At 34.6% G+C, this 26930-nt stretch carries 24 protein-coding genes; 12 read left to right on the forward strand and 12 right to left on the reverse strand.

Going from position 1 to position 26930, the window contains the following annotated elements; translation table 11 throughout:
* The 3 genes from H2O64_RS07505 to H2O64_RS07515 all read right to left on the reverse strand — a co-directional run bounded on the left by H2O64_RS07505 (window position 1) and on the right by H2O64_RS07515 (window position 4926).
* A complete protein-coding gene (locus H2O64_RS07505) occupies window positions 1-1062 on the reverse strand; it encodes a WD40/YVTN/BNR-like repeat-containing protein (protein WP_187561568.1) in 1062 nt (353 codons plus the stop codon).
* A 2-nt stretch (window positions 1063-1064) separates the two neighbouring features.
* On the reverse strand, window positions 1065-2081 hold the full coding sequence (locus H2O64_RS07510) for a hypothetical protein (RefSeq protein WP_187561569.1): 1017 nt from the start codon (window positions 2079-2081) through the stop codon (window positions 1065-1067).
* 76 nt (window positions 2082-2157) lie between these two features.
* The gene (locus H2O64_RS07515) at window positions 2158-4926 is read right to left on the reverse strand and encodes a beta strand repeat-containing protein (protein WP_187561570.1); all 2769 of its coding nucleotides are present in this window, start codon (window positions 4924-4926) and stop codon (window positions 2158-2160) included.
* Window positions 4927-5141: 215 nt separating this feature from the next.
* On the opposite strand from H2O64_RS07515, the gene H2O64_RS07520 reads away from it, so the two are divergent.
* Window positions 5142-8186, forward strand: coding sequence for a protein O-mannosyl-transferase family (locus H2O64_RS07520; protein ID WP_187561571.1), 3045 nt, complete (start codon window positions 5142-5144; stop codon window positions 8184-8186).
* Window positions 8187-8204: 18 nt separating this feature from the next.
* Window positions 8205-8975 (forward strand): class I SAM-dependent methyltransferase, encoded by a 771-nt coding sequence (locus H2O64_RS07525; protein ID WP_187561572.1) that lies wholly within the window; start codon window positions 8205-8207, stop codon window positions 8973-8975.
* Window positions 8976-9109: 134 nt separating this feature from the next.
* On the opposite strand, the gene H2O64_RS07530 is transcribed toward H2O64_RS07525, so the two are convergent.
* The 7 genes from H2O64_RS07530 to H2O64_RS07560 all read right to left on the reverse strand — a co-directional run bounded on the left by H2O64_RS07530 (window position 9110) and on the right by H2O64_RS07560 (window position 13914).
* Window positions 9110-9697 carry an SCO family protein gene (locus H2O64_RS07530; protein WP_235982800.1) on the reverse strand — a complete coding sequence of 196 codons (588 nt, stop codon included), beginning with the start codon at window positions 9695-9697 and terminating at the stop codon, window positions 9110-9112.
* Window positions 9698-9761: 64 nt separating this feature from the next.
* Window positions 9762-10415, reverse strand: coding sequence for a toxin-antitoxin system YwqK family antitoxin (locus H2O64_RS07535; protein ID WP_235982802.1), 654 nt, complete (start codon window positions 10413-10415; stop codon window positions 9762-9764).
* Complete coding sequence (locus tag H2O64_RS07540; protein ID WP_187561574.1) at window positions 10357-11133, reverse strand: YHYH protein; 777 nt, start codon at window positions 11131-11133, stop codon at window positions 10357-10359. Before H2O64_RS07540 ends, H2O64_RS07535 begins: the two co-directional genes overlap by 59 nt.
* A 154-nt stretch (window positions 11134-11287) precedes the next feature.
* On the reverse strand, window positions 11288-12460 hold the full coding sequence (locus H2O64_RS07545) for a YHYH protein (RefSeq protein ID WP_187561575.1): 1173 nt from the start codon (window positions 12458-12460) through the stop codon (window positions 11288-11290).
* Window positions 12461-12528: 68 nt separating this feature from the next.
* Entirely contained in the window at window positions 12529-12909 is a 381-nt protein-coding gene (locus H2O64_RS07550) for a Spy/CpxP family protein refolding chaperone (RefSeq protein ID WP_187561576.1), read from the reverse strand.
* A gap of 73 nt (window positions 12910-12982) precedes the next feature.
* Window positions 12983-13297: a hypothetical protein gene (locus tag H2O64_RS07555; protein ID WP_187561577.1), complete on the reverse strand. Its 315-nt coding sequence runs from the start codon at window positions 13295-13297 to the stop codon at window positions 12983-12985.
* A gap of 38 nt (window positions 13298-13335) precedes the next feature.
* Window positions 13336-13914 (reverse strand): RNA polymerase sigma factor, encoded by a 579-nt coding sequence (locus H2O64_RS07560; protein WP_215907140.1) that lies wholly within the window; start codon window positions 13912-13914, stop codon window positions 13336-13338.
* A 248-nt stretch (window positions 13915-14162) separates the two neighbouring features.
* Between H2O64_RS07560 and H2O64_RS07565 the strand changes: the two genes are divergently transcribed.
* From H2O64_RS07565 to H2O64_RS07575, 3 genes are all read left to right on the forward strand, one after another.
* Window positions 14163-15368, forward strand: coding sequence for an RsmB/NOP family class I SAM-dependent RNA methyltransferase (locus H2O64_RS07565; RefSeq protein WP_187561579.1), 1206 nt, complete (start codon window positions 14163-14165; stop codon window positions 15366-15368).
* A gap of 32 nt (window positions 15369-15400) precedes the next feature.
* Window positions 15401-17260: an endonuclease gene (locus H2O64_RS07570; RefSeq protein ID WP_187561580.1), complete on the forward strand. Its 1860-nt coding sequence runs from the start codon at window positions 15401-15403 to the stop codon at window positions 17258-17260.
* An 85-nt stretch (window positions 17261-17345) separates the two neighbouring features.
* A complete protein-coding gene (locus H2O64_RS07575; RefSeq protein WP_187561581.1) occupies window positions 17346-18458 on the forward strand; it encodes a T9SS type A sorting domain-containing protein in 1113 nt (370 codons plus the stop codon).
* Between the two features lie 34 nt (window positions 18459-18492).
* Here H2O64_RS07575 and H2O64_RS07580 read toward each other — a convergent pair whose 3' ends face one another.
* The gene (locus H2O64_RS07580; RefSeq protein WP_187561582.1) at window positions 18493-19185 is read right to left on the reverse strand and encodes an aspartate/glutamate racemase family protein; all 693 of its coding nucleotides are present in this window, start codon (window positions 19183-19185) and stop codon (window positions 18493-18495) included.
* A 78-nt stretch (window positions 19186-19263) separates the two neighbouring features.
* On the opposite strand from H2O64_RS07580, the gene hutI reads away from it, so the two are divergent.
* From hutI to H2O64_RS07605, 5 genes are all read left to right on the forward strand, one after another.
* Window positions 19264-20499, forward strand: coding sequence for an imidazolonepropionase (hutI, locus tag H2O64_RS07585; RefSeq protein WP_187561583.1), 1236 nt, complete (start codon window positions 19264-19266; stop codon window positions 20497-20499).
* A gap of 122 nt (window positions 20500-20621) precedes the next feature.
* Entirely contained in the window at window positions 20622-21182 is a 561-nt protein-coding gene (locus H2O64_RS07590; protein ID WP_187561584.1) for a hypothetical protein, read from the forward strand.
* Between the two features lie 156 nt (window positions 21183-21338).
* Window positions 21339-22355 (forward strand): formimidoylglutamase, encoded by a 1017-nt coding sequence (locus H2O64_RS07595; protein WP_187561585.1) that lies wholly within the window; start codon window positions 21339-21341, stop codon window positions 22353-22355.
* A 22-nt stretch (window positions 22356-22377) separates the two neighbouring features.
* The gene (locus H2O64_RS07600; RefSeq protein ID WP_187561886.1) at window positions 22378-22842 is read left to right on the forward strand and encodes a GNAT family N-acetyltransferase; all 465 of its coding nucleotides are present in this window, start codon (window positions 22378-22380) and stop codon (window positions 22840-22842) included.
* Between the two features lie 161 nt (window positions 22843-23003).
* On the forward strand, window positions 23004-23561 hold the full coding sequence (locus H2O64_RS07605; RefSeq protein ID WP_187561586.1) for a TVP38/TMEM64 family protein: 558 nt from the start codon (window positions 23004-23006) through the stop codon (window positions 23559-23561).
* Here H2O64_RS07605 and H2O64_RS07610 read toward each other — a convergent pair.
* Entirely contained in the window at window positions 23554-25749 is a 2196-nt protein-coding gene (locus H2O64_RS07610) for a tetratricopeptide repeat-containing hybrid sensor histidine kinase/response regulator (protein WP_187561587.1), read from the reverse strand. The genes H2O64_RS07605 and H2O64_RS07610 overlap by 8 nt on opposite strands.
* Before the next feature lie 168 nt (window positions 25750-25917).
* Here H2O64_RS07610 and H2O64_RS07615 point away from each other — a divergent pair, with 168 nt between their 5' ends.
* Entirely contained in the window at window positions 25918-26331 is a 414-nt protein-coding gene (locus H2O64_RS07615) for a VOC family protein (protein ID WP_187561588.1), read from the forward strand.
* 32 nt (window positions 26332-26363) lie between these two features.
* Window positions 26364-26909: an aspartyl/asparaginyl beta-hydroxylase domain-containing protein gene (locus H2O64_RS07620; RefSeq protein WP_187561589.1), complete on the forward strand. Its 546-nt coding sequence runs from the start codon at window positions 26364-26366 to the stop codon at window positions 26907-26909.
* Window positions 26910-26930: the final 21 nt, after the last annotated feature.

Raw genomic sequence — 26930 nt, forward strand, 5'->3', positions numbered from 1 at the left:
TTATTTAAAAGTCAATTTCGCAATCCGATTTTTCCCTGCGGCATACGCTAAAGAGTCGTTTACAAATTGAATGGTGTAGAATCCTTCATCGGACAAATGTGTCCATGTATTTCCTGCATCTTTAGAATAATCGATTCCTTTGAAACCAACCGCGACCAATTCCTTTGCGTTGCTGTTTGGAATGTATTGTACGCAACTTCTATAGCCCGGACCTGAATTTTCAGCGACTAATTTCCATGTTTTTCCACCATTGGAAGTCCTGATTTTATTGGCTTCATTTCCGTCACCTTGTGTATAATCGCCACCAATAGCAAATCCGTTTTTGGAATCATAAAAATCTACAGAATACATTCCTGTAGTTTCCAATCCTTGAACAATGGGCGTTTCATACACAGTCCACGATTTTCCTTTGTCCGCAGAATATAGTATTCTACTCGCCTTTCCTCCTGTTGCAATCCAAGTTTCATCGCCAACAATCGAAATGTTTGTATTACTTGCAGCAAAAGCGGCTTCTCCTTCGGTTGCTTTTGGTAAATTATCACAGGAAACCTTCTGCCAAGTCGTTCCACCATCGCGCGTAATAATCATACTGATACAATCGTCAGTTGGATCGCCCATGGCAATTCCTTCTTGATCATTCCAGAAAGCAATTGCATCATAAAATACTTTTTCGTGTTCCTCTTTGTAGACTAATTGAACCGTTCCATCTTTTGAAATTTTATATAATAACGCAGGAGTTACAATACTAATTCCAAAAGTAGCATTATTAGCATACGCTACGGCTCTAAAACTTACATTTAGAGAATCGGGCACTTTTCCTTTCAACAATGCTGTATGTGCGTTTTTTGCTGCGTTATAATGTCCTATGGTGGTTTTATTTCCACCATACACTAAATCGTTTGTTGGTGTAATTGCAATCGCTCTAATACTGATAGAATCGTTGAATATTGACTCAATCTGAACTTCCGTAATTGCTTTTTTAGGCTGCTGTACTTTTTCTTGTTTCTTTTCTTCACAAGAAAAAAATAATACCAATACAACGAATGAAATGAAGATACGCATGATTACGTTTTTTTAGGGTTAAAGATCGATTGACCAATCGCTTTGATCGAAATTACATTCAGAGGAAATTCCATAAACACATGCAATAAACTTAAAAATAACAGTAATGTCAATCCAATTTTGTAATTATAAAAATACAATGCCACGGAAACTATCCAAAGTGTAAGAATCAATAGCGAACGTTTTTGTGTGAGCATTTTATGCCAACCAATAACTGTTGTTTTTGAAAACCAATTTAGGTAATGATAGGTGTATGCAAACGAAATAAATATTTGAATTTTCACATCAAATATTCTAAAAAAGGAAAAGGTTGTTCCATCCGACAAACCTAATAGTTTAGAAATATTTATATTCAATAGATGAAAACTATTTTGTCTATAAATGCCTTCGGTAGTTTCGCCTATTACTATATGTTGAGTTGAAAAACTCATATACGCTATTATAAAAGGAATCAAAACCATTAATAAGACATTAAAGTATCCTACTTTAGAATTTGATTTTAAATTTCCATACCACATGAATAATAAGGTGAATAAATACACATGAATCACTGTTGGAAGTAAGACGCCTATAATGATATGATAGAGCGGAAAAAAGTGCAATAAAACGGCTAATACAACTCCTAAAGCAATTGTTAGATATTGATGTGATTTCTTTTTAAATCCGATAAAAGCAATCGCGCAAGCGATGGCAATAAAGAAACAGGAATTTAGATAGGTAGGTAAATAATATACTATTTGACGCACAAGATCATAATCTTTATAGTCTGCAAAAATTGATAGTCGCAAAAGAGGTGGAATCGATAATACTAATGAAAAAACAATCGTTAGATAAATCCAAATTTTATTGTTGGCAACAAAATAATTTTTATCGCGAATCCAATTGATTTCCGTGAAATAATGTAATGGTCCCAGTATTGCATACGCCAAGAGAAAAAGCTCAAAAGGCAACCAATATGCTAAGAGAAAAGATAGTAAAATCAATCCGGTATTAAGAAAGTCTATGTTCAGCGTTTTCATATCGTCTAAAAATAAAAAAAGCTCCGTAGTTTACGAAGCTTTTTTATCTTAATTTAAGAATTGAATTCTTATTGTATTATTGAATGATCATTTTCTTAGTATCTACTTTCTTACCATCAATGTATAATGTGTAATAGTACATTCCAGAAGATAATGTTCTTGTGTTGATGTCTAATTCGCTTTCTCCTCTATTTGGAAGATCAACCGTTGAAATTACTTGTCCAGCCGTATTTACAAATACGATGGCAGCATTTCCGCTTGTATCTTGTGGAATAAAGTAACGGATAGAAGATGTATCATTAAAAGGATTTGGAATATTTTGGTATAAAATAGCGCCGCTTCTTGATGCTGGCGTTCCACCTGGTAATGATAATGTTCCACTACATGCACATGCTTCGATAATTGCTACTCTTGCAAGTAAATCATCTATTTGTGCTTGTTGTGCTGTGTTTTCAGCTTCTAATGTACTTAAAACTGGAGATAAATCAACGTTTACTGAAGTTCCTCCTTCAATAGCTACGGTTAATGTATTTCCTGATAACGTTGCAGAAGTTAAGTTTTGATTATCTGTTCCTGTTCCATCTTGCAATGAAACTAAATCAACACCAGTTCCACCAGAAATATTTAAGGTTGTTCCTGTTAAAGATAAATCTTGACTATCAGTTCCTGTTCCATCTTGTAATGAAACTAAATCAACGCCTGTTCCACCAGAAATATTTAAAGTTGTTCCTGTTAATGATAAACCTTGACTATCAGTGTTGTCTAAATATCCTGATAAATCAACCGTTCCTGCATCACCTGTAATACTTAAAACGTTTGCTGCAATAGAAATTGCTTGACTATCTGTTCCTGTTCCATCTTGTAATGAAACTAAATCAACGCCAGTTCCACCAGAAATATTTAAAGTTGTTCCTGTTAATGATAAATCTTGACTATCAGTATTATCTAAATATCCTGATAAATCAACAGTTGTTACGCCACCAGAAATACTTAATACATTTGCTGCAATAGCTAAATCTTGACTATCTGTGTTATCTAAATACCCTGATAAATCAACAGTTCCTGCATCACCAGTAATACTTAAAACATCTCCAGCAACTGAAATTGCTTGACTATCTGTATTATCTAAATATCCTGATAAATCAACCGTTCCTGCATCACCTGTAATGCTTAATACATCAGCAGCAACTGAAATTGCTTGTGCATCAGTGTTATCTAAATATGGCGATAAATCTACCGAACCACCATCTACTAAACTCAATGTATTAGTAGCAAGAGATAAATCTTGTGTATCCATGTTCATCATTCCTTTCCACTGTGTTCCATCCCAATAGAATGAATTATCTGTTTCTGTATCATACACAACCATACCTTCATCTGTAGCTCCTAATGAACTTCCAAATGCAGTACGTTCTGCCGTTGTCATACGGTTTAAGTGCAAACCTTTAGTTGTTCCTGTTAAGTCTAAAGAGGCATTTGCGTTTGGTGTATCAGTTCCGATACCAACACTTAATGGGTTTATGCTTCCACCAAGAACCATCGTATTATCATTTAAGGCTGTGGCAGCATTACCAATAGCAACTGAGTTTGTTCCTTGTACGTTTGCATTCACTCCAATAGCAATATTATTTGTTGGATCTAAAGCACTTGGATCTAAAGAAGAAGCTTGATATCCAATAACGATTGCTCCATCATTTTGTGCTACCGTTGTAGAACCAATGGCAATTGCAAACTGATTGTCAACATCTACATCACGTCCAATACCTACAGCATCATTTTCTGCAACATTCACACGATCACCAATACCAACTGAGTAATCAGCTAGAGTACCCATATTTCCTAAATATCCTAACATCACAGAGTTTTGTCCTCTAACATCATGGTCGTGTCCTAAAGAAATTGAATATTGTCCATCGATAAATGCTCTGTTACCAAATCCCATCACATTATTATTACTTACAGTAATGTCGTACCCATAAAACACGGCGTTAGAACGATTTGTATTATCAAAATCTGCAAGCGACCCCATACCTACGTTATATTGTCCTTCTCTGTTTGTAAAACCTGTAGAGAAACCTACATACGTATTGTGGTTTGCATTTGTTGTATTATTTGTACGGTTGTTATCCCAACCTGCTTGTGCTCCAATGAATGTGTTATAATCTGCCCATTCTGTAGCTACACCGGCAGCAGCACCAACCATAGTGTTGTAAATACCATCTCCAATATCAATTGCAGCAGAATCTCCAACTCCAGTATTGTGGTGACCATCATCTACATCACTCATAGCTTCACTACCAATAGCAGTGTTTCGATATCCAACATCAGATGAAATACCTACTTCGTTTCCTACGAATGTTTGCTTATAACCAGTAGTATTACTAAAACCTGCATCTTCTCCGATGAATGTGTTTTCGTAACCTGTTGTGTTATTTGCTCCTGATTCTTCACCTACGAATGTGTTATCATAACCAGTAGTATTATTTTCACCAGATTCAGCACCAATAAAGGTATTATCTCCACCAGTTGTCGTTAAACGACCAGCTTCATAACCTATAAACGTGTTATCAAAACCAGTAGTATTAGAATATCCTGCTAGATACCCAATTGCAATTAGTTCACTTGTTGTTACGCTACGTCCAGCACTGTAACCAAATAATGTTACTCTAGAACCAGAAGTCAAGAAACTACCTGTACTATCTCCATACATGGTATTAAAATCTCCAGAAGTAATGGAAACTCCTGAACCAGTACCCATGGTTTCATTTAACGTTTGTGCTTGCAAGCCTGTCACTCCTAAAAAGCTCAATACAAACACAATTACGAGGGGTAATTGTTTTTTCATAATAGAATTGTTGTTAGTTTATTTTATGGTAATTCAAATATAGTAAATATAATTTTAACATAATTTTCAAATATACTTAACAATTCATTAAAAAACATACGGGAATACACCTGTTTTTAAAATGCAACCTACATACAATTATATTTTATTCATAACTTGGTTCTTTTCGGAATGAATAATTCTACTATATTGCATGAAAAATGAACCTAACTGTAATGCCAAAAGCTAAAAAAATTACGAGCTGGATGCTCTTTGCATTTGTGTTTATAATCTATGCGATTTCCGCTTCTAACACCATTGCTTTCTGGGATAGTCCTGAGTTTATCACAAGTAGTTATACGCTTCAAGCATCACATCCGCCGGGCGCGCCTTTTTATACAATTCTATGTAAAGTCATCCTATCCTTTTTCCCTGCAACCAAAGCTGCTTTGATTAGCAACTTAATTTCCGGATTTTTTGGCGCCTTAACTATTACATTATTATTTAGAATTACTATAAATGTTGCAGAACGCGTACTTTCAGTAACCAAGAGTAATTATACAGCTTTGATTGCGGGAATTATCGCTGCACTAACCCTTGCCTTTTCTGATAGTTTTTGGACTGCTTCCACAGAAGCAGAAGTATATACATTATCATTTGCGCTTATGACAGGAATGATTCATATCATGTTACTGTGGGAACGCGAATTAGACAAAAGAAAAGAAATGCGTTACATGCTACTTTTTGCATTTCTTCTCGGAATTTCTACAAGTGTACATTTAATTCTAATCGCTATTGTAATTCCGCTTTCTATTTTAATTGCACACAAAAAATTTGGGCTCACAATCAAAAATTTTATACTAGCCATTTTACTAGGCTGTATTTCTTTTTTCTTTATTTACGGATTTCTTGTACAAGGAATTATAAAACTCACAAACACCTTAGATATTTGGCTTGTAAACTCCTTTAAAATGTCTTTAAACTCAGGAATTACTGTCATGTTTTTAGGCATACTAATCTCATTTAGTTTGCTCTTAGTATTTTCTCAAAAACGTCAAAAAACAATCCTTCAACATGGTACTTTAGGTGTAATTTTCTTTTTTATAGGAATGAGTTCATTTTTCATGCCGATGCAACGATCTAATGTAAACACATTGATTGCTGAAAGCATGAAAAACAGTAACAAAATGCTACAATATGTTCGTGCAGAGCAATTTGGCGTAAGCGCTATTCCATTATTCAAAGGACCTGCATTTAATGCTCCATTAGATAAAGATGTTGGCTTTGTTGACGGAAAACCTATGTATAGCTATGACATTGATCAGAAAAAATACCTAAAAACTGATGACGGAAAATTTAAGACCGTAAACTATGCTGATGAGTTCACACTCTTTTTCCCAAGAATGTTTGACAAAGGCGATGCCGAAAAATACAAAGCATGGACACCTATTTTCGGTGAACCGATAAAATATCCCGTACAAGGAGAAATTGTTACCATAAACAAACCCACGTTTACAGAAAACCTAAGCTTTTTTGTAAACTATCAATTGATGTGGATGAACGCACGTTATTTGTTTTGGAATTTTATTGGCAGACAAAACGATCATCATGGTTTAGGCTATATCAAAGATGGAAATTGGGTTAGCGGAATTAATGCATTTGACAAGCACAGAATCGGAGACCAATCGATCATTCCTGAATATTATAAACATCACAAAGGAAACGACGCCTACTATTTTTTACCATTCATCTTAGGCATTTTAGGTATTATCGCGTTGCGAAAACACAAACCCTATTTTTGGACTACTTTGCTCCTATTTCTCACTTTTGGCATCGGAATTACCATTTATGTAAACCCTGTTCCTTCCAGTATTTTAATTCGCGAACGCGATTATATTTTTATTGGTTCTTTTGTCATATTTGCCTTGTGGATTGGACTCTCAGTAGTATTTCTAGCGCAAGCTTTACAAGGAATTAAAAACCCGAAAATACGTATCGGAATTATTGCCGCAATTGCACTTTTAGCTTCTCCAATACAATTATTAGCCAAAGGTTGGGACAATCACCAACGCGGTCATGATAACTTTGCCTACAACTTCGGAAAAGCCTATTTAGATGCCTGTCCGGAGCAATCTATATTGATTACTGATGGCGATAATATGATTTTTCCGCTTTGGTATTTACAACAAGTAGAAGGCTATCGCACAGATGTACGTGTCATTAATTTTGCGCAATTAAATATTGAAACACATATTGATCATCTCAAAAAGAAACTTTACGACTCAAAACCGATAAAAATAGACCTCAACAAAGACTTATATATTAGTGGTGCTGAAAAATTGTTTCCTTTGCAGGAAGAAACAAAAAAAGCTGCCGTTTTGCCTATTTTGTTCGAGTTTTTAACGAAAGATAATACACGAATTAACTGGAATGGACGTATGCGACACTATATTCCATCAACTACATTTTCAATTCCAATTGATACCACACGTATTAAAAAGCTATTTGATCCTAAAAAACTAAATGCTTCGTATACCGCATCAATCACTTGGGAAAATCCTAAAAAGTTTTATGGTTTAAATGAACTTGCATTGATGAATTTGTTGCTAAATAATATTCACGACCGACCAATTTGCTTTGCGATTAATGGTAAAAAGAGTCATTTTATAAACTTAGAACCGTACATGATTCAACATGGAATGGTAAACATATTAGCGCCAATTCAACGAAAAGATCCAGATGTAAATCCTAAAATTGTAGATACCAAAATGATGTATTCATATATCATGAATGAAGTTCAGTTTGAAGGTTTAGATGATGATACCGTTTTTATTCGCGATGAAAACACGACTTACGCACGTGAAATTTTGCGCCAAAACTATTATTTCCTTGCGCAAGCGTTGTTAGAAGAAGGACAAACCAAAAAAGCTATAGAGGTCTTAAATAAATGCACTACGCTTTTTCCAAACAAAACAATTCCATACAAACAATATTCCTATGCTATTGGGAAATTATATGTGCGTGCAGGAAACATACTTAAAGGAACAGAAATTTGCACAATTGCAATGCAAAATATTTGGGACGAATTGCAATGGATGACATCATTTGATCCGCCTAATCCAATTATAAATTTACGTCATGCATATCGTTTAAAAAATATATACTTACAAATGCTGAATCAATTTCCAAGTGGAATCGAAAATGCGCCTGTATCAAAAGAAATATTTCAACAGTTTGATAAAAATTTTCAAACGTGGCAACAACAAAATTGGCCGTATTAATTCCCCTAATTTTTCATTATGTTATTTTCAACAGAAGTTACATCTTCAAAAATCACATCCGATAATCCATTGTTTCAACGGACGTTAAAAGCCTATCATGTAGTTGCGCCACATATTCATGGCAATGTACTAGAAATAGGTTGCGGCGAAGGTTATGGTGTAGAATTATTATATAAAAACTCGGATCAATTAACCTTGATTGACAAATCGCCATACACAGCAGAATTAATCAATTCTAAATATCCAAATACAACTATAATTCAAGAAAAAATTCCGCCACTAACACAATTAGAAAATAACAGTTTTGATGTTGTGGTTTCGTTTCAAGTGATTGAACATATTAAGGAAGCAGCTTTATATTTAGAAGAAATTCATCGTGTACTAAAACCAAACGGAAAAGCCTATATTTCTACACCAAATGCCTTAAAAACTATTGCGCGAAATCCTTGGCACTATAAAGAATATACATTTGAAGATTTGGTCCATTTATTTGAAAATAATTTTACAAACTATACCATTAAAGCCATACAAGGAAATGCAAAAACTGCTGCTTATTACGAGAAAAACAAAGAATCTGTAGCACGTTTTTTACGCTATGATATTTTTAATTTAGAACACAAAATTCCTTCTTGGTTGTTGCAAATTCCGTATGAAATTGCCAATCGAATGAATCGAAAAAAGCTATTGCATAAAAATCCTGATTTGGTCAATACTATTACGCTGGAAGATTATTCACTTGGCGAACATTCGGAAGCTACACTTGACTTTTTCTGTACGCTTACTAAATAGATTGTTAGATCGCTATCGCTCATGACGTGCTTCGTTTTTAGAGGTTTTGGGTAAGTTGTTGTTTACTTATTATTTCAAAAAAAAGCCTCACATTGTACATTTGTGAAGCCTTTTCCTATCGTAATAAACTAATTCTAATTCTCTAATTGTAATGTTTTAATATCTGCAATTAATTGCTGAACGGCAGTTTTGTTCAATCCGTTGTAGATTCCTCTAATTTGCCTGTTTTTATCTATCAATACGAAGTTTTCGGTATGTAAAAAATCATCATTGGTTTTGGTTTCTCCTAAATCTTCTTCCACGAAATAATGGTTTCGACCTAAGTCGTAAATTTGAGAACGTTCGCCTGTGACCAAATGCCATTTATTGCTTTCTATTCCTTTGTTTTCGGCATACGATTTTAATACAGAAACCGAATCTATTTCAGGCGTTACCGAATGTGACAATAATAAAATTTCAGCATCTGTTTTAAATTCTTGCTGTAAAATGTTCATATTCGCGGTCATTTTTGGGCAGATGCCCGGACAGGTTGTAAAAAAGAAATCGGTAACGTAAATTTTATCTTTAAACGTCGCTTCTGTAATCGTTTCTCCTTCTTGATTCGTCAAACTAAATGCTGGAATTTGATGAAATGTTTTTTGTGCTTCACTTCCACTTTCCAACCAATGTGGCGTAAACGAAGCTTCTTTATAAAAAGGTAAATTTGTGACACGACTGTCCAACTGTTTTCGTGTGTCATTTTTACAATTAAACAACAACAAAGAAACAATAACAAGTACGCAAAGTTTATTTTGTTTGTACAATTTCGCTTTCCAATTCATAACACAATCCTGATCGTTTTAAGCCAAAAATCCGTCCGTTTTTCGCTTCGTAGTTATTAAATATTTTTCCATTTTTTCGCCATGCTTTCTGCAAACCTTCTTCTTTTCCATTCACAATAGTGAACTGTTTGAATTTTTCTCCAGATTTGTACCATTGTTCTTGAATTCCATTCACAACACCATTTTTATGGTTTGAAATAGAACGCAAATTTCCGTTGCTCCACCATGTTTTGGAAGTTCCGTGTTGCTTTCCTTCAATATAATTTGATTCAAAACTGAGCAAACCATCTTGAAACCATTTTTTTCGCACTCCATTTCTCTTTCCTTTCAAATATTGAACTGTTTCCGAAACAACTCCATTCGGGTATTTTGACTCAGAAGTTCCTGTAAATGGTTGGTTTTGATAAAACATCAATCCCAAGTTTGGTTTTAATTCCAATGAATTTTTAGCAATGACTACCGAAGTATTTAGGGAAACACTTTCGGTAATCACTGCTTCTTCTTGGGGTTTTTGCTCACATGAAGTCAGCAAAAGTACCATCCCAAAAAGGAAAACCACATTATTGTATATTGTTCGCTGTTCCTTGATAATTTCCTGGAAATAAGATATAGTACTCATTCAAATAAAGTTCGTTTTGTATGTGATAGTGATATTCTGCCGTTGTGGTATGTTGTGTGGTACTTGTATGTCCGCCAGAAGCATCTAAATCTGTTGGATACGTTGCTGTGGAGTTACATTTTCGTCCGTACAAGAAAAATCCGTCTGAAATGATTCCAATTAGTTTTTCATCATCATCCGACCAAGCTTTTGGCTCTAAATGATAGTGATAGCTTTGCGGTCCTGTATGTGCTGCTGTGTAATCCAAAGAACCTATCACATTATCTAAAGGTACATTTGGACCTTCTTCATCATTATAAATTACCGAACCACTAACTGCAATACCAATAGCTCCTAAACCAGTTGCACTTGAACTTGAAGCCAATGCTGGCGTTGCAGGAATTGTTAATGAATAAGATCCGTTAAAATCGTCAATATTCCCAGGAGCCATTTGAGCAAATGAAGTTACCGTTGGTTGCACAAATAAAGGATTCGTTTGTGACCAATATGGCGATGTATGATTTGGCAATCCATTCGTTTCTATAGTCACATTTGTACCATTTAAAACGACCGTTGTATTATCAGTATCAAACTCCGCAAAAGCAGCATGTAACGTAGCTGTATTGCCTCCGCCTGTTGGGTCTGTCGTTGTAGTACTATCATCGTCACTTCCGCAAGCAACAATAAATATTATTGAAGCACATAACAAAAGTGCTATTGTAAATGGTTTTCTTTTCATGTTTTAAAGATTTAATTAGTTTATTTTTTAGTTAGATGCGTTTCTTTTAAAAAACTTGTGTTTTATTTTTTAGACTACTTAGAATATTAGATTGTTCATTTCGACTAAGCTCCATGCACAAAATTTCACAGACAACTCATAACTCACAACTCGTTTACTGTCTTCCGCCTCTTTGTCCACGTCCGCCTTGTCTTCTTTGTGGTTTTGGAGCTTTTTCTAATTCTTTTTTTGAGATAAATCCATCATCATTTGTATCAACTTTTGAAAAATCGCGCTGTAATGGACCTTTTACTTCTTTCTTGCTCAACTTCCCATCACTATTTGCGTCCATTTGTTCAAAAATTTCCGCTACACTTGGGCGTTCTCTATTGTTTCCACCGCGATTTCTCCCAGAGAACCCGCCACGATTTCTGCCACGCATGCCACCACCAACTTTGAAACTTTCGTTCGGTGTTCCCACAAAAAATCGTGGTAACGAAGGAAAACTATCAGTTATTACATAATAATAGGTTCCTTTTGGAAACTCTGGTGTTTTACCAAAACGTCCGTTTGCTTCGTCCAAATCGCCATGTCCTTTTACATATTCAAAATCGCGTGCATACGTTCCATCATACGTGCCATTTGGTGCTGTAATTCCATCGTCTGGACGATTTCCTACTTTTAATTTATAACTAGACCTCAATTCTTTTAATTCACTGTTAGTATCCGAAGCATAACCATATTTATAGTAAATAGGAAAACCGTCGGCTGCCCAACCCAATAAAAACATACTGTTTTTTTCTGCTTGTTTTACAATTCCCCAAGGTGTTCCATGATAATGATATTCTCCCGTTGGTTGTACGTGTGCGTTGTTGCAATCGTCGCCTAAATCTACATTTGTGCTCAGTGCTTCTTTTGACCAAGCCGTGTTCATTTCACGTGTGTTTGGATTGATGAAAAATTCCATCGCAGTCGGTTCCATCTTTACACCATTAATAGCAACACCAAAAACATACGCAGGCGTTCCTTGTCCTAACATTCCTTCACTATATACAGAAGTTAGTTTCTTGTTCTTTTTAGGTCGTAAAGCGACTTTATATGTTTTTTGTTGAGGAGAAATGGTATTCGGGTTTCCTGCATTTGGAAAAGCACCTGTAGCGTGTTGTGGAATTGCATTCGATTTGATAACACGGTATTTTCCTTGTTCGGAAATAGTGACTTCACTTTTATATTTCACCATTTCTGTACACTCGTAACCGTCTGTTACCGAAAATGTATTGGTGGAAGTTTCCTGTGCAAATGTTGCGAACGTAACGAGTAAAAGTGCAATAGAAATTATGTTTTTCATTATAAGAGAATTTCATCGTGTTTGGTAGTTAGATGTATTCTTTTAGAAAAACTTGTGCGCTGTGTAGATTATTTTCTTTTTTTCTTTCCGTGTCGGTGTAAAGCGTCTTGTATTATAGAGTTAAAACGTAAGCGTTGTTCGTCGTTACAAATTTTTTGAACTTCTTTAAAATGATAGAAAGTTTTCAAATCTTTCTGACGCTCTTTTTCACCAATGCGTCTGGCAATATCGTTCACTTCAGTTTCGTTTACTCCCGTTTCTGATAATTCATTAAATAATGCATCTTTCAATTCTTTGATTTCACGAGAAATTTCACGCATAGCTTCATGATGCGCCCTATTCATATTTCTGAAATCGTTCATTTGCGCCTCGTCAAAATTGAGTTCTTTCGCAATAAACTGTCCCGGATTACGATCTGGCGGATGTTTATCGCCAAAAATTTTGAACATAAAAAAACCGTTCATCACTACTAAAAAAAGAACTAATATATAAAGGAGTATATTTTTTTTCATGTCTTTTTATTTAATTGAATAAAGATGGTTTCGCGTCTTGCGACAATTCATACGCGCTGGCAAACTCAGCAACATTTTCATTGTATGTTGAGTTTGTCAATTGTAAAATTCCAAAAACGTTTATAACCAAAACACAAATCAGTGTCGCAAATTGCAGTTTTGGCGTAAACCAACCTATACTAGCTGGAGCTATTTCTTCTTTTTCTGCAAACAAGCGCTGCATAGTTTTATCCTTGAAAAAAGGAGAAACATTCACTTTTTTGATGTCATCTAAAACATCAAATGCAGTTTCTTTAGTATGTTCTATATTTTTTGGTGTCTTCATAACGTTCTATTAGATGCAATATTTTTAAAAAACTTGCGTTAGGTTGAATTTTTATAAAAATTAGCTAGAATTTGTTGTAAATTTTTCTTGGCTCGAAACAATAAAGATTCCACTGATGAGATACTTTTCTCCGTGATTTCAGCGACTTCTTTATAAGACAAACCATCTACCTTATGCAAAGTAAAAACAATTCGTTGCGCTTCTGGCAATTGATGAATGGCTTTAAAGATTGTTTCGCTTTTTTCTTTATTTTCTAATACAATTCCTGGGTGATTCATTTCTGTAAAATAAGAAGTTTTATCCACAGGAATTTCGTTCCCGAAAATAGATTGCATAAACGCAAATCGTTTTTTGGTGTTTTTCTTTCGAATAAACTCTAAAGATTTATTCACGGAAATTCGATACATCCATGTGGATAATTTGGAATTTCCTTTGAATTTATGAATCGATTTAAAAACTTCCACAAAAACTTCTTGAGCAACATCTTCAGCATCTTCTTTATTAGGGACAAAAGATAAGCAAGCATGAAAAACTTGTTGCTGATATTCATCCAACAAGCGACTGTACGCTGCTCGTTTTCCTTCTTGTAAATCTGCTATAAAAGATGCTTCGCTCAATGAATTTATTTGATTGTGGTAACCCGCATTATACATTAAAAATCTATTACAAATCTGAACTACTGCAAATACAATCGCTTTGCTGTGCTTTTTAATTTAATCGTAGCTATACTATGTTGAAATTAAGAAAACATAAGTATTTCTGGAAGTTCAAATTTTCATCACGAAGTTTTAAGGCATAATTCGGGTTAAATTAACTAAAAAATCTAAACATAAAACAATACCTTTGCGGTTTAATTTGAAATCACATGCGATTACACAGAAATTTAGTCTTTTCAGTCATTGACGGGCTAAACTTAATATTTAATGAAGGAGAATATGCAGACAAAGTAGTTCAAAAACTACTGAAACGAGACGCCCGTTGGGGAAGTCGTGATCGTAAATTTGTTGCAGAAACGACTTATGACATTGTGCGTTGGAAGCGTTTATACGCTGAAATAGCAGAAATCAAAGAAAATTATTCCCGTGAAAACTTATGGCGTGTTTTTGCTGTTTGGGCAACGCTAAGAGGTATTGAATTACCAGATTGGAATCAACTAGCAGGAACTCCAACACGTAGAATTAAAGGACGTTTTGATGAACTTTCTAAAACTAGAAAAATCAAAGAATCTATTCCTGATTGGTTGGATGAATTAGGTGTTGCTGAGTTAGGTGAAAAAGTTTGGTCAAAAGAAATCCATGCGCTCAACAAGCAAGCCGATGTAATTCTTAGAACAAATACTTTACGAACTACCAAAGAAAAATTACAAGCGTTATTACTTACTTTTGACAATGAAACTGAAGTCGTAAAAGGACATCCTGTAGCATTACGTTTGAAAGAACGTGCTAATATTTTCAGGAATGACGCTTTTAAAAATGGACTGTTTGAAGTACAAGACGCAAATTCACAATTAGTTTCTGAGTTTTTAGATGTAAAACCCGGAATGAAAGTGGTGGATGCATGTGCTGGTGCTGGCGGAAAATCGTTGCACTTAGCTGCTTTGATGGAAAATAAAGGAAACTTAATTTCTTTAGATATATACGAAGCAAAACTACGCGAATTAAAACGTAGAGCGAGACGTAATGGTGCACATAATATAGAAACACGCGTTATTGATTCCACGAAAGTGATCAAAAAATTATATGACAAAGCAGATCGTGTATTGATTGATGCTCCATGTTCTGGATTGGGTGTTTTGCGTAGAAATCCGGATGCTAAATGGAAAATTCAACCTGGATTTTTAGATAAAGTAAGAGAGACACAACAAGATATTTTACAACGCTATTCTAAAATGGTAAAATCGGGCGGAAAAATGGTGTATGCAACTTGTTCTATCTTACCTTCTGAAAATCAAGAACAAGTAGAAAAATTTCTAGCTTCAAATGAAGACTTCACGCTTGTAGAAGATAAAAAATTATTGGCGTCAACGTCAGGATTTGATGGTTTCTACATGGCTTTGTTAGAACGAAAATAAAACCCTAAATCACTTCAATATAATTTATTACAATGAAAAAAACAGTACTTTTTTTAATCGGATTAATATCTTCCATAGGTTTTGCACAACAAACATATTATAATGATGTAAATCTTACCTTAACTGGAACACAATTACGAGACGCACTTGCAGTAAAAGTAAGCAACACGCATTCAAACTCACTATCCTACTCAGAGATTTGGACAGCGACAATGGTTACAGATTTAGATCCAAATAATTCTAACAATGTCTTATTATTATACGGATGGGAAAACGGAAGTGACGGCGATGTTACCAATGATGTATCAAGAGGTAAAAATAATAATGGTGGAAATGTTGGTGATTGGAACAGAGAACATACATTTGCAAACTCATTGGCAAGTCCTGATTTAGATGAGTTTGGAACAAATGGACCTCCATATAGTGATGCACACAATTTACGTTCATCAGATGTACAACGAAACGGACAACGTGGCAATCGCAAATTTGCAGCAGGTTCTGGAAATTCTGGAACAGTAGGTACTGCTTGGTATCCTGGTGATGCTTCTTTAGGTGGAACTGACTGGCGTGGCGATGTTGCACGAATTACAATGTACATGTACCTTCGTTACGGAGCACAATGTTATCCAACATTCGTAGCTGACGGAACTATAAACAGCGTTGATGCTAACATGATTGATTTGTTGTTAGAATGGAATGCGGCTGATCCTGTTTCTCCGTATGAAGATGCGCGTAATGCATATCATGAAAATATTGCCAATGCAACAGCACAAGGAAATCGAAATCCTTTTATTGATAATCCACGTTTAGCTACAGTAATTTGGGGTGGAACGCCAGCAGAAGATCGTTGGGGAATTTTTACGACTGACACAGAGTTACCAACTGTACCAATGAATCTAATGGTGAGTAATGAAACTGGAAACAGCATTGATGTTTCTTGGACAGCTTCTACAGATAATATTGGCGTTACAGGATATGATGTATATGTAGGCGGTGTATTTGATCAAACAGTTACAACGACTTCTGCAACAGTAAGCAGTTTAGCTCCTTTAACAACATATACTTTTACAGTAACAGCAAAAGATGCAGCAGGAAATGCTTCAGCACAATCAACAGGAGTAGATGGAACTACTTTAGCTGGCGGCGGAGGCGGAACTGATTCTAGCATATACCTTTCTGAATATATGGAAGGAAGTTCGTTTAATAAAGCACTAGAAATTGCGAATTATACAGGTGCAACAGTTGATCCTAATGATGTAGCAAATACATATACTTTAAAAATTAGTACAAACGGAAGTGCAACATGGAATTCAACATATACATTTCCTGTAGGCGCTATGATCAATGATGGTGATGTTTATGTTATTGGAAATACTGGTTTGGCAGTTTGTACAGGTGTTGTAGATGATTCTAATGATTCAATTACTGGATTTAACGGAAATGACGCTATCGGATTATTTAAAAACGATGTGTTAATTGATATTATTGGAACTTTAGGTGATGGAACTACCTTTGCTTCAAATACAACGTTAATTAGAAAAGCAACTGTGAGTATTCCTAATACGACTTATATAGCTAGCGAATGGGATACTTCTGCTTCAAATACATGTACAAACCTAGGAATGCATACGCAAACGTTAAGTGTTGCTACATTTGAAACGGAAACGTTTTCAATCTATCCAAATCCAACAAATGGAGATATTGTATATATTCAATCAAAAAACAATACGGAGATTTCAGAAGCGCGTATCTACGATATTACTGGAAAGTTAGTAGTACAACAAGCAAATCCTACCAACGAAATCAACATTCAAGGATTGCAACGCGGATTGTATATTTTACAGTTACAAATTGGGAATCAAACAGTTAATAAAAAATTGATGAAGCAATAAAGTATTCGTAATTTATAAAAAGCGACACTATTCTTATAAATAGTGTCGCTTTTTTTGTACTTTTATTTCAGATTAAAACCAAACCATGAAAAAGTTATTATTGAATTTATTAGTCTTTCTAATAAGTTTTTCTTGTTTTTCGCAAGATACGCAACCACCAACAACTCCAACGAATTTTCAATTTATAAGCAATCCTTTGGTTCAGCCAGATTCTGTTTCTGCAGAATGGCAACACGGAACAGATAATGTTGGAATTGCTACTTATGAAATTTACATAAATGGTATTTTAGAAGAAATAATAGCATACGATGCTTCTAGTTCTACGCAATATGTTCCTTTATTGTATTACCCAAATGGCACATACTGTCTCACTATACTTGCTAGAGACGCTGCTGGTAATGCTTCACCTCTATCCAATCAAATTTGTAAATCTGTCAATGTCATTTATCAAAACCCACCTACCAATCCTTATTTATCTGGTTTTTTAAATTATACCGCAGATAATAAAGCTATTGAAATATCAAATCAAACAATTAGAAATTTTGATTTAGCAAACTATACCTTAAAAATAAGTTATGATGGAAATGCAACTTGGGATGCGGTATACACATTCCCAGCAAATACGATTTTAGTATCTGGAGAAAGCTATGTCATTGCCCATCCTAATATTTCAATTTGCACAACTGAAGTAGATGATTACAACAGTGCAATTACCAACTTTGACGGAAACGATGTAATTGGCTTGTTTAAATTTGATAATTTTTACGATTCAATTGGTGAATTGGGCAATAGCACGACACTTATAAATACAGATTTATTTATTAAAAGGGAAACTTTATCATCACCAACTCCTTCTACAACTTTTGATTTAGGTGGTTGGAATACATATGTAAATAATGGGAACTGTCCTGACTTATTAGGCTTTTCATTTTTGGTTGTATTAGATGTTGAAGACGAAGCATTAAATTCTTTTCAAATATATCCAAACCCTATTGTTACGAATACATTACAATTCAACACAAAAAATAATCAAACTATTGACAGCATCTCAATTGTAGATATAAATGGGAGAACTGTACTAAACTCATCAAACATTATCAACAATCAAATCGATATTCAAACCATTAAAAAAGGGGTGTATTTTGTTAAAATTCAATCAAAAAACAAAATAAGCACACACAAATTGATTCGCCAATAATAATTTTACGATTAACAAGTTCTGAACGAATGTTTTATTCGCTTAACGCGAAATCCATTGCTTTAGTAGCATGAATGGTTGTGGTATCAAATACAGGAATGGAAACGTCTTCTTGTTGTATCAACAAAGGAATTTCGGTGCAACCCAAAATAACACCTTCTGCGCCTTCTTTCTGCAAACGTTCAATAATGTCAACGTATGCTTTTTTAGAGCTTGGTTTTAAAATACCGAATGGCAATTCTTTATAAATAACCCGATTAATTTCTTCACGATCTTCCGCATTCGGAATCAAGGTTTTTATGCCAAACGATGTCAACACATCTTTATAAAAAGCTTTCTCCATTGTATACTTTGTACCTAACAATGCTATGGTTTTCAGGTTTTGCTCTTGAATTTTTTCCGCAGTTGCTTCTGCAATATGAATTATAGGAATCGAAACGTTTGCACGAACCGCATCAATCGTTAAATGCATGGTGTTGGCACAAATTAAAATGCAGGTTGCGCCCGCTTTCTCTAAGTTTTTTCCGGCTTCAGCCATGATATCATTCAACAAATCCCAACGACCATCGTGTTGCAATTGCTTAATTTCTTCAAAATTTACTGAATTAATAATACACTTTGCCGAATGTTGTCCGCCTTGTCGTTCCGCAGCCAATCTGTTTAAAACTTGATAATATAAAATGGTCGATTGCCACGTAATCCCGCCAATAAGCCCAATAGTTTGCATACTTCATAATTTATACGTCTAAAATTAGGGTTTTATTTGCTTTGCTTCTACTTTTGTAAACATATATTTTTTCAAGGTATGACAACATTACTTATCAACATCAAAGAATTATTACAAGTTCGTGAAACGCCCGTTTCTAAGGTTTCTGGAAGTGACATGAATAAACTTCCAATCTTAAAAAACGCCTACATATATATTGTTGATGATGTCATTTCAGATTTCGGTCAAATGGAAACGATTCAAATCGCTTCCGCAGATACGATCATCGATTGCACAAATAAAGTAGTGTTGCCAACTTGGTGCGACAGTCACACGCACTTAGTCTACGCGGGAAACAGAGCGCAAGAATTTGTAGACAGAATCAATGGTTTGAGTTATGAAGAAATCGCGAATCGTGGTGGTGGAATCCTGAATTCAGCCAAAAAACTACAAGAAACTTCCGAAGATGAATTGTTTGCACAATCGGCAAAACGCTTGGAAGAAGTCATGCAACTTGGAACTGGTGCTATTGAAATAAAATCGGGTTATGGACTCACAACCGAAGCCGAACTCAAAATGTTGCGTGTTGCCAAGCGCTTAAAAGAAACCTATAACTTTCCGATCAAAACAACATTTTTGGGCGCACACGCCATTCCTGCAAATTACAAAGGAAACCAAGATGGGTATATGGATTTGGTCATTAATGAAATGTTGCCAAAAGTTGCCGAACAAAACTTAGCAGAATACGTAGATATTTTCTGCGAAAAAGGTTATTTCACACTAGAAGATACTGAACGATTGCTAAAAGCTGCACAAAAATATAAGCTCATTCCAAAAATACACGTCAATCAATTCAATGCGTTTGGCGGTGTGGCACTTGGTGTGAAATACAACGCACTTTCCGTAGATCATTTAGAAGAACTCAACGATGATGATATCAAAGCTTTACAAGGAAGCAAAACGATGCCAGTTGCCTTGCCTTCGTGTTCGTACTTTTTAAGCATTCCGTATACGCCAGCGCGTAAACTTATGGATGCAGGATTGCCAGTTGCGTTGGCAACTGATTACAATCCGGGTTCTACACCTTCTGGGAACATGAATTTTGTGGTTAGTACGGCATGTATCAAAATGAAAATGACACCTGAAGAAGCCATCAATGCAGCGACAATAAACGGCGCGTATGCCATGGGACTTTCAGAAACGCACGGAAGTATTACTGTTGGAAAAACTGCCAATTTAATCATTACCAAAGAAATTGAATCGTACAATGTGTTACCGTATGCCTTTGGTGATAACAATATTGAGAATGTCATCATTAATGGAAAAATCATTTAGACCGTCTTAGATTGTTGGACTGACTTGGACTTGTTAGAAACGTGTCACATCGAGCGCAGTCGAGATGCTGGACTTTATTAGATTGTTAGATTTTCAGACATAACTCAAACTAAATAAAAAACATGTTTAACTTTTCGCTTTCGCTGAATTCGCCACTTTCAAAGTTGTTGCTACACAACGGAATCACAGATTTCAAAAGCGCAATTGCGTATATTCATCAATTGCCGTATGGAAGAACTTCAGATCGGAGCGATTATAAATTGATTCTTCCCGAAAACAAAGGAACCTGCGCAACAAAACACGCATTCTTGAAGCAACTTTCTATTGAGAACAATCAGGAAGCTGTGGAATTATACATTGGAATCTACCAAATGAACGAAACCAATACCAAAGGCGTTGGAAGCGTTTTAATCAAGTATAATTTAGATTATATTCCAGAAGCGCATACGTATCTTAAAATCAACGGAAACCTACTCGATATTACGCGAACGCCTGAAAACAAGACTTCTTTTGAAGACAGTTTACTCACCGAACAACAAATTTTGCCACATCAAATTGGTGACTTCAAAGTGAATTGGCATCAAGGTTTTCTAAAACAATGGATTATAAACGAACAACTTCCCTATTCTTTTGAAGAAATCTGGAAGATTCGTGAGGAATGTATTGCTTCTTTATCAGATTGATTAGACTTTGTTGGACTTGCTTGGACTTCTTTGATTATATAAAATTAAAATGCAACATAAACATAGCAGAGTCGAAGTTTACAATCTTTTCACAATTCAATTTAAAAGAAATCAGATAAAAGTGTAAATTAGCCCTAAGCAATTGACCTCATAACTATGCTACATTTTTATACAAAAGCTACACTTAACACATATATAAATACTCGAGAAGGCGAAACGAAATTTGGCGAAAAAGTAGACACACTTTCTTCACAAGAAAATTTAATACAACAATTAAAACGAAGTGATGCAAAGTATGTACTCTTTGGAATTCCTGAAGATATTGGCGTCTTAGCAAATCGTGGGAAAGCAGGCGCAACAACAGCATGGAAAGCGGCTTTGACTTCATTATTAAACACACAAGACAACGCTTTTAACAAAGGAAAAAGAATGTTGGTGTTAGGACATTTAGATTTTTCTGAATTGCTTGAAACGGCAAAGTCTTTGGATAGAAATGCAGTCGATTATTACGAGCAACTTGGAAAATTGGTGGAAGTAATTGACGAAGAAGTTACTTATTTACTGTATCAAATTACAAAAGCAAAAAAGATACCAATCATAATTGGTGGCGGACATAACAATGCGTACGGAAATATTAAAGGAACTGCGCTCGGCAAAAGCAAAGCCATAAATGTGGTTAATTTTGACGCACATACCGATTTTAGGAACTTGGAAGGCAGACATAGCGGAAATGGTTTTAGTTATGCCTTTAAGCAAGGTTTTTTAGACAAATACTTTATGTTTGGACTGCATGAAAATTATACATCCAAAAAGATTTTAAAGACTATTGAATTGCACTCGGAACGAATTCAATTTAATACATTTGAAGGCATAAAGATTAGACAGGAACAAGGATTTTATTTTCAATTAAACAGTGCTTTAACCTTTATCAATAATCGCCCTTTTGGTGTCGAAATTGATTGTGATGCGATTGAAAATGTACCCAGTAGCGCCATGACGCCAAGCGGTTTTAGTGCCAATAAAGCACGAACTTTTGCTTCTTTCTTCGGAAAACAAAAAAACGCGGCGTATTTACATTTGTGTGAAGCGGCTCCAAACCCTGATGATGCTAACGAAATGTACCGAATTGGGAAACTACTCAGTTATCTCATTACAGATTTTATACGCAAATAATTATTTTTTCAACTATTAAATGATGGACACGCTTTCTATTATTCCTTTTGATGCACAATATGTCAAAGATTTTTATGACTTAAATATTGAATGGCTCGAAACCTTTTTTTATGTGGAACCGCACGATGAAGAAGTATTGAGTCAGGCAAAAGAGTATATTATTGATGCTGGCGGACATATTTTTTTCGCAAAACTTAATGGTGAAGTTGTTGGAACTGTAGCATTGATTAAAATGGAGTCAACCGTTTTTGAATTGAGTAAAATGGCTGTTGTTCCTTCACTTAGAGGAAAAAAAATTGGACAACAATTGTTACAGCATTGTATTGATTTTGCCAAAGAACAAAATTTTGAAAAGCTACTGCTCTACTCTAACCGCAAACTCGAAAATGCAATTTACATTTACAGAAAATACGGATTCATAGAAATTCCGATTGAAGTAAACAATCCGTATGCACGTGGTGATATTAAGATGGAGTTAGTGTGTTAGTTGTTGGTATGTTGGTATGTTGGTATGTTGGTATGTTGGTATGTTGGTATGTGAAAATATTTTCAAATTAACACATTTTCAAATTATCAAATTAAATACTTAGTTCAATCGTAACATTTGTGTAGCTTTATCGTCTTGTATTGGTATTGAATTTAGATTTCATGAAAGAAAGTTATATTACGTTTTTTAGACGTTTTTGGATTGTATTGATTGTGGGTTTTATTGTCTATAATTTTATCTATCCCGAAACATTTTCCAGAGAAAATATTGCATCAAACATTCAAGCGTATGGAAATTACGGTTTGGCTATTTTCTTTTTCTGTCACCTCATCAGAGGTTTTGTCATGCTTCCAAGCACAGCACTTATTTTTGCTGGTGTCTTTTTATTTCCAGATGATTTATTTTTAGTATTGCTTATTTCCGTGATCGGAATTGTAATTTCTTCGATGATTGTCTATTATTTTTCAGATAAACTAGGCTTTGCCAGACTTTTTGATAAGCATACAAAAATGAAGAAATTGGTAAAGGATAAACTTTCAGGAAAGTACGGACCATTTTTCATCATCTTTTGGGCATTTTTTCCGTTTGTCCCAACAGATTTAATTTGTTATACCGCAGGTGCGATGAAAATTAATCCTCTTGTTTTTGCTGTCAGTATTTTTATTGGTGAACTGATTCTGTGTAGTGTGTATATATACGGAAGCGCGTATTTTATATAACATTCACATATAAACTTTTCAAAATAATTTGATGAAATTCTTCTAAATCGTACGGTTTGATGATAAAATCGTTCATACCAGCTTCATAAATTTCATCTTTTATTTGATCTTCTTCTACGGCAGTTAACGCAATTATTGGTGTGTTTTTATCGGTCAATCGAATGCGTTTCGTAGTTTCTATTCCGTCAATTTTAGGCATATTAATATCCATTAAAATTAAGTCGTATTCGTTAGATTTCGCCAATTCTAACGCAACAAAACCATCTTCAGCAACATCACATTGATAGCCTTTTGTTTGTAAAATACGTTTTGTAATCACTTGATTGATCTTATTGTCATCTACAATCAAGATTTTCTTGTCGATATTATCAATAACGTTTATCGGTAGCGACGTATCTTTTATAGACATTTCCTTACTTTCTTCAAAGGTAATGTCAAATGTAAACTCAGTTCCTTCTTTATGCTCACTTTTTAGGGTGATATCACTTTCAAACAATAGCAACAAACGCTTCACAATAGAAAGTCCCAAACCTGTGCCTTGGTAGTTTTTTTCAATCGGACGCAATTGTATAAACTTGTCAAATACTTTTTCTTGCTTTTCCTTCGGAATACCAATTCCGTCGTCTTTAATACTAAACTGTATGGTATGTTGTAGATTTTCTTGTTTCACAGAAGTAAGCTCAACCCAAATATTACCAGATTCCGTAAACTTGATCGCATTCCCAATAAGGTTGATCAATATTTGCGACAAGCGTACCGAATCGCCTATTAATACTTCTGGAATTTTCGGATCAATTTTTTGATGTACTTTATTTTCATTCTGATTCAGCGCGAAACTAAACGAATTTACCACTTCACTCACTAAGCTCTTAATATTGAACGGAATCCGTCCTAATTTTACACCTTCTGATTCTATTTTATTAATCTGTAATACATTATTGATCAGTGATAATAAATATTTACTTGAAAACTTTAGTGACTTGAAATTCTCATTTTCCTTCAAATTTGGAAAATCTTCTGACAACAAAGAAGTAAGTCCAACAACACCATATAAAGGCGTTCGCAATTCGTGACTTACCGTAGAGAAAAATTGCGATTTTAATTTTGCTTGTTCTTCTGCTTCTTCTTTTGCTTCACGCAATTCACTATTTTTCAAACGAAGTTTTGTCAACGCTTTGTTCCTGAATTTATAATTCTTAAACATGTTGATCAAGAGTAGAATCAAGATAAAACCAGCAATCATTAACACATACGAAATCTGTTTTGTTTTATCAATAATGATTTGTTGGTCACGCTTTTCTATTTCACTTCGTTCCAAATCTTTTTTGTATTCATCTACTGAAAATCTTACCAAAGCATCTTGATTTCCTTTTATTTTTATTTCATTGAATAAAGAATCTTTATATTTTAAATGCTTCCGTAAACGATCGTATGCTACTTCAGGCTTCCCTTGCTTCTCTGCTAATGCTGAATAATGCTGATATATTTCTGTCAACTCATCCAAAAGTTTTTCTTCTTCTGCAAAATTGATCGCCGTTTTATAATAAGTATCTGCTAACTCATAATTCTCTTTCGCCAGGAAATAACGTCCAAGCAGATAACTGATTTGCGCTTTTGCCGATTTATCACCGTGTTTGGTGTAAATCATTTTTTCTGAATTCACTAAATACGGATATGCCGTATCAAACTTTTCTTCATCAATGTATGTCCAGCCAATGTTTAGAATTGGCGTTAAAATTTCAGCTGTATCTTTGAGTTTTTCAGATATTTTTAAAGATTCTTTGTAGTAATATAATGCTGAATCTGTATTCTTATACCCTTCTGAATAGATATTCCCTAAATTATTATATACCCAACATCTTAATGTATCATTATTTTCTTCAGCTGCATACACTAAAGATTTTAAATAATTTTCTTTGGATTTAGTAAATTCAGAAAAACCATTATACGCCAAACCCAAATCATTGTGAAGTGTTGCTAGATTTCGAATATCATTAATTTGATGTGCAAAAGTAATTCCTTTATTAGCAGCTTCTATTGCTTCTATATATTGGTATTTTTCAAAACTTGAGCCCGTAATGTAGAAGTACTTTTGAATGCTATCTTTAATTTTTTCTTTTTCACTTTTCTGGCTCCAAACAGAAAAAGAAAGAAAGATGCATAGTATGGTAGGTAAGGTATTTTTCAAAGAGTTGGTTTTTTCGTCAATACATCCAAAGTACAAAAAAAATAAGATAGAGAAGTCCTTTTTCTAAATTCTTACAAAAAACGAAATAAAAATACATTATCTAAATTTGATTGTATACCATAAATGTTTCAACTATTTTTATGGAATCATTTTTTAAATTAAGCTTTCATGAATATTTTTCACTTTGCTTTTAAGATAAAAGATATTGAATCGACACGTAAATTTTATGTTGAACTATTAGGATGTCAAGAAGGTAGGTCTACCGAAAACTGGATTGATTTCGACTTTTACGGACATCAATTGTCGGGACATGTGAGTGAAAACTTTCCTGCGTTGGATTATTGTGGAAAAGTAGATGGCGTGAATGTTCCGATTCCGCATTTTGGCTGTGTGCTCACCATTGCACAGTTTGAAACCTTACAGCAAATCTTTGAAGCGAACAACATCGAATTCATCATAAAACCACAAACACGTTACGCTGGACAAATTGGTGAACAACGCACTATGTTTGTTTTTGACTTTAGTGGAAATCCACTAGAATTCAAAGCGTTTTCAAATGACAGTGAAGTTTTTTCAAAATAATTAAATAAAATAATTTTATAGTATATTACACCATGAATTCACTAAAACTACCCTTCGCATTTGATGCAAATACTATAAAAAAAGAACTCGCTCAATTTTCAAAAACTGAGTATCGAGATGTTTACAATCCATCCGTGGCTTTGGAGACATTATGGTTAAAGGAATTTATTTACCCTATCGGCACACCTGACGAAATCCCTACATTTTATCCAAATGATGCGCTAAAAAAGTGTCCTTATATGTTATCGATATTTGAAACATTCAAATGTCGTGTAGAAACATTTCGTATTCACACCTTGGATGCTGGCGCAGCGATACAAAAACACACCGATTCTGGCTATAGTTTTGAGCAAGGAAAAGTTCGACTACATATTCCTGTGTACACGAATGATAAAGTAGAAATCTTATTGAATGACGAACCTGTTGTAATGCAAGAAGGCGAATGCTGGTATTGCAACTTCAATATTCATCATGAAGTCAAAAATAATAGCGATCAACCACGTGCTCACATCATCTTAGATTGTATGGTAAATGATTGGTTGACGGGTGTTTTTGCAGAAGGTGGTTATGAGAATTGATATAATTCTTAATCATTTACG

The organism is Kordia aestuariivivens (assembly GCF_014397005.1).
Taxonomy (GTDB): Bacteria; Bacteroidota; Bacteroidia; order Flavobacteriales; family Flavobacteriaceae; genus Kordia; species Kordia aestuariivivens.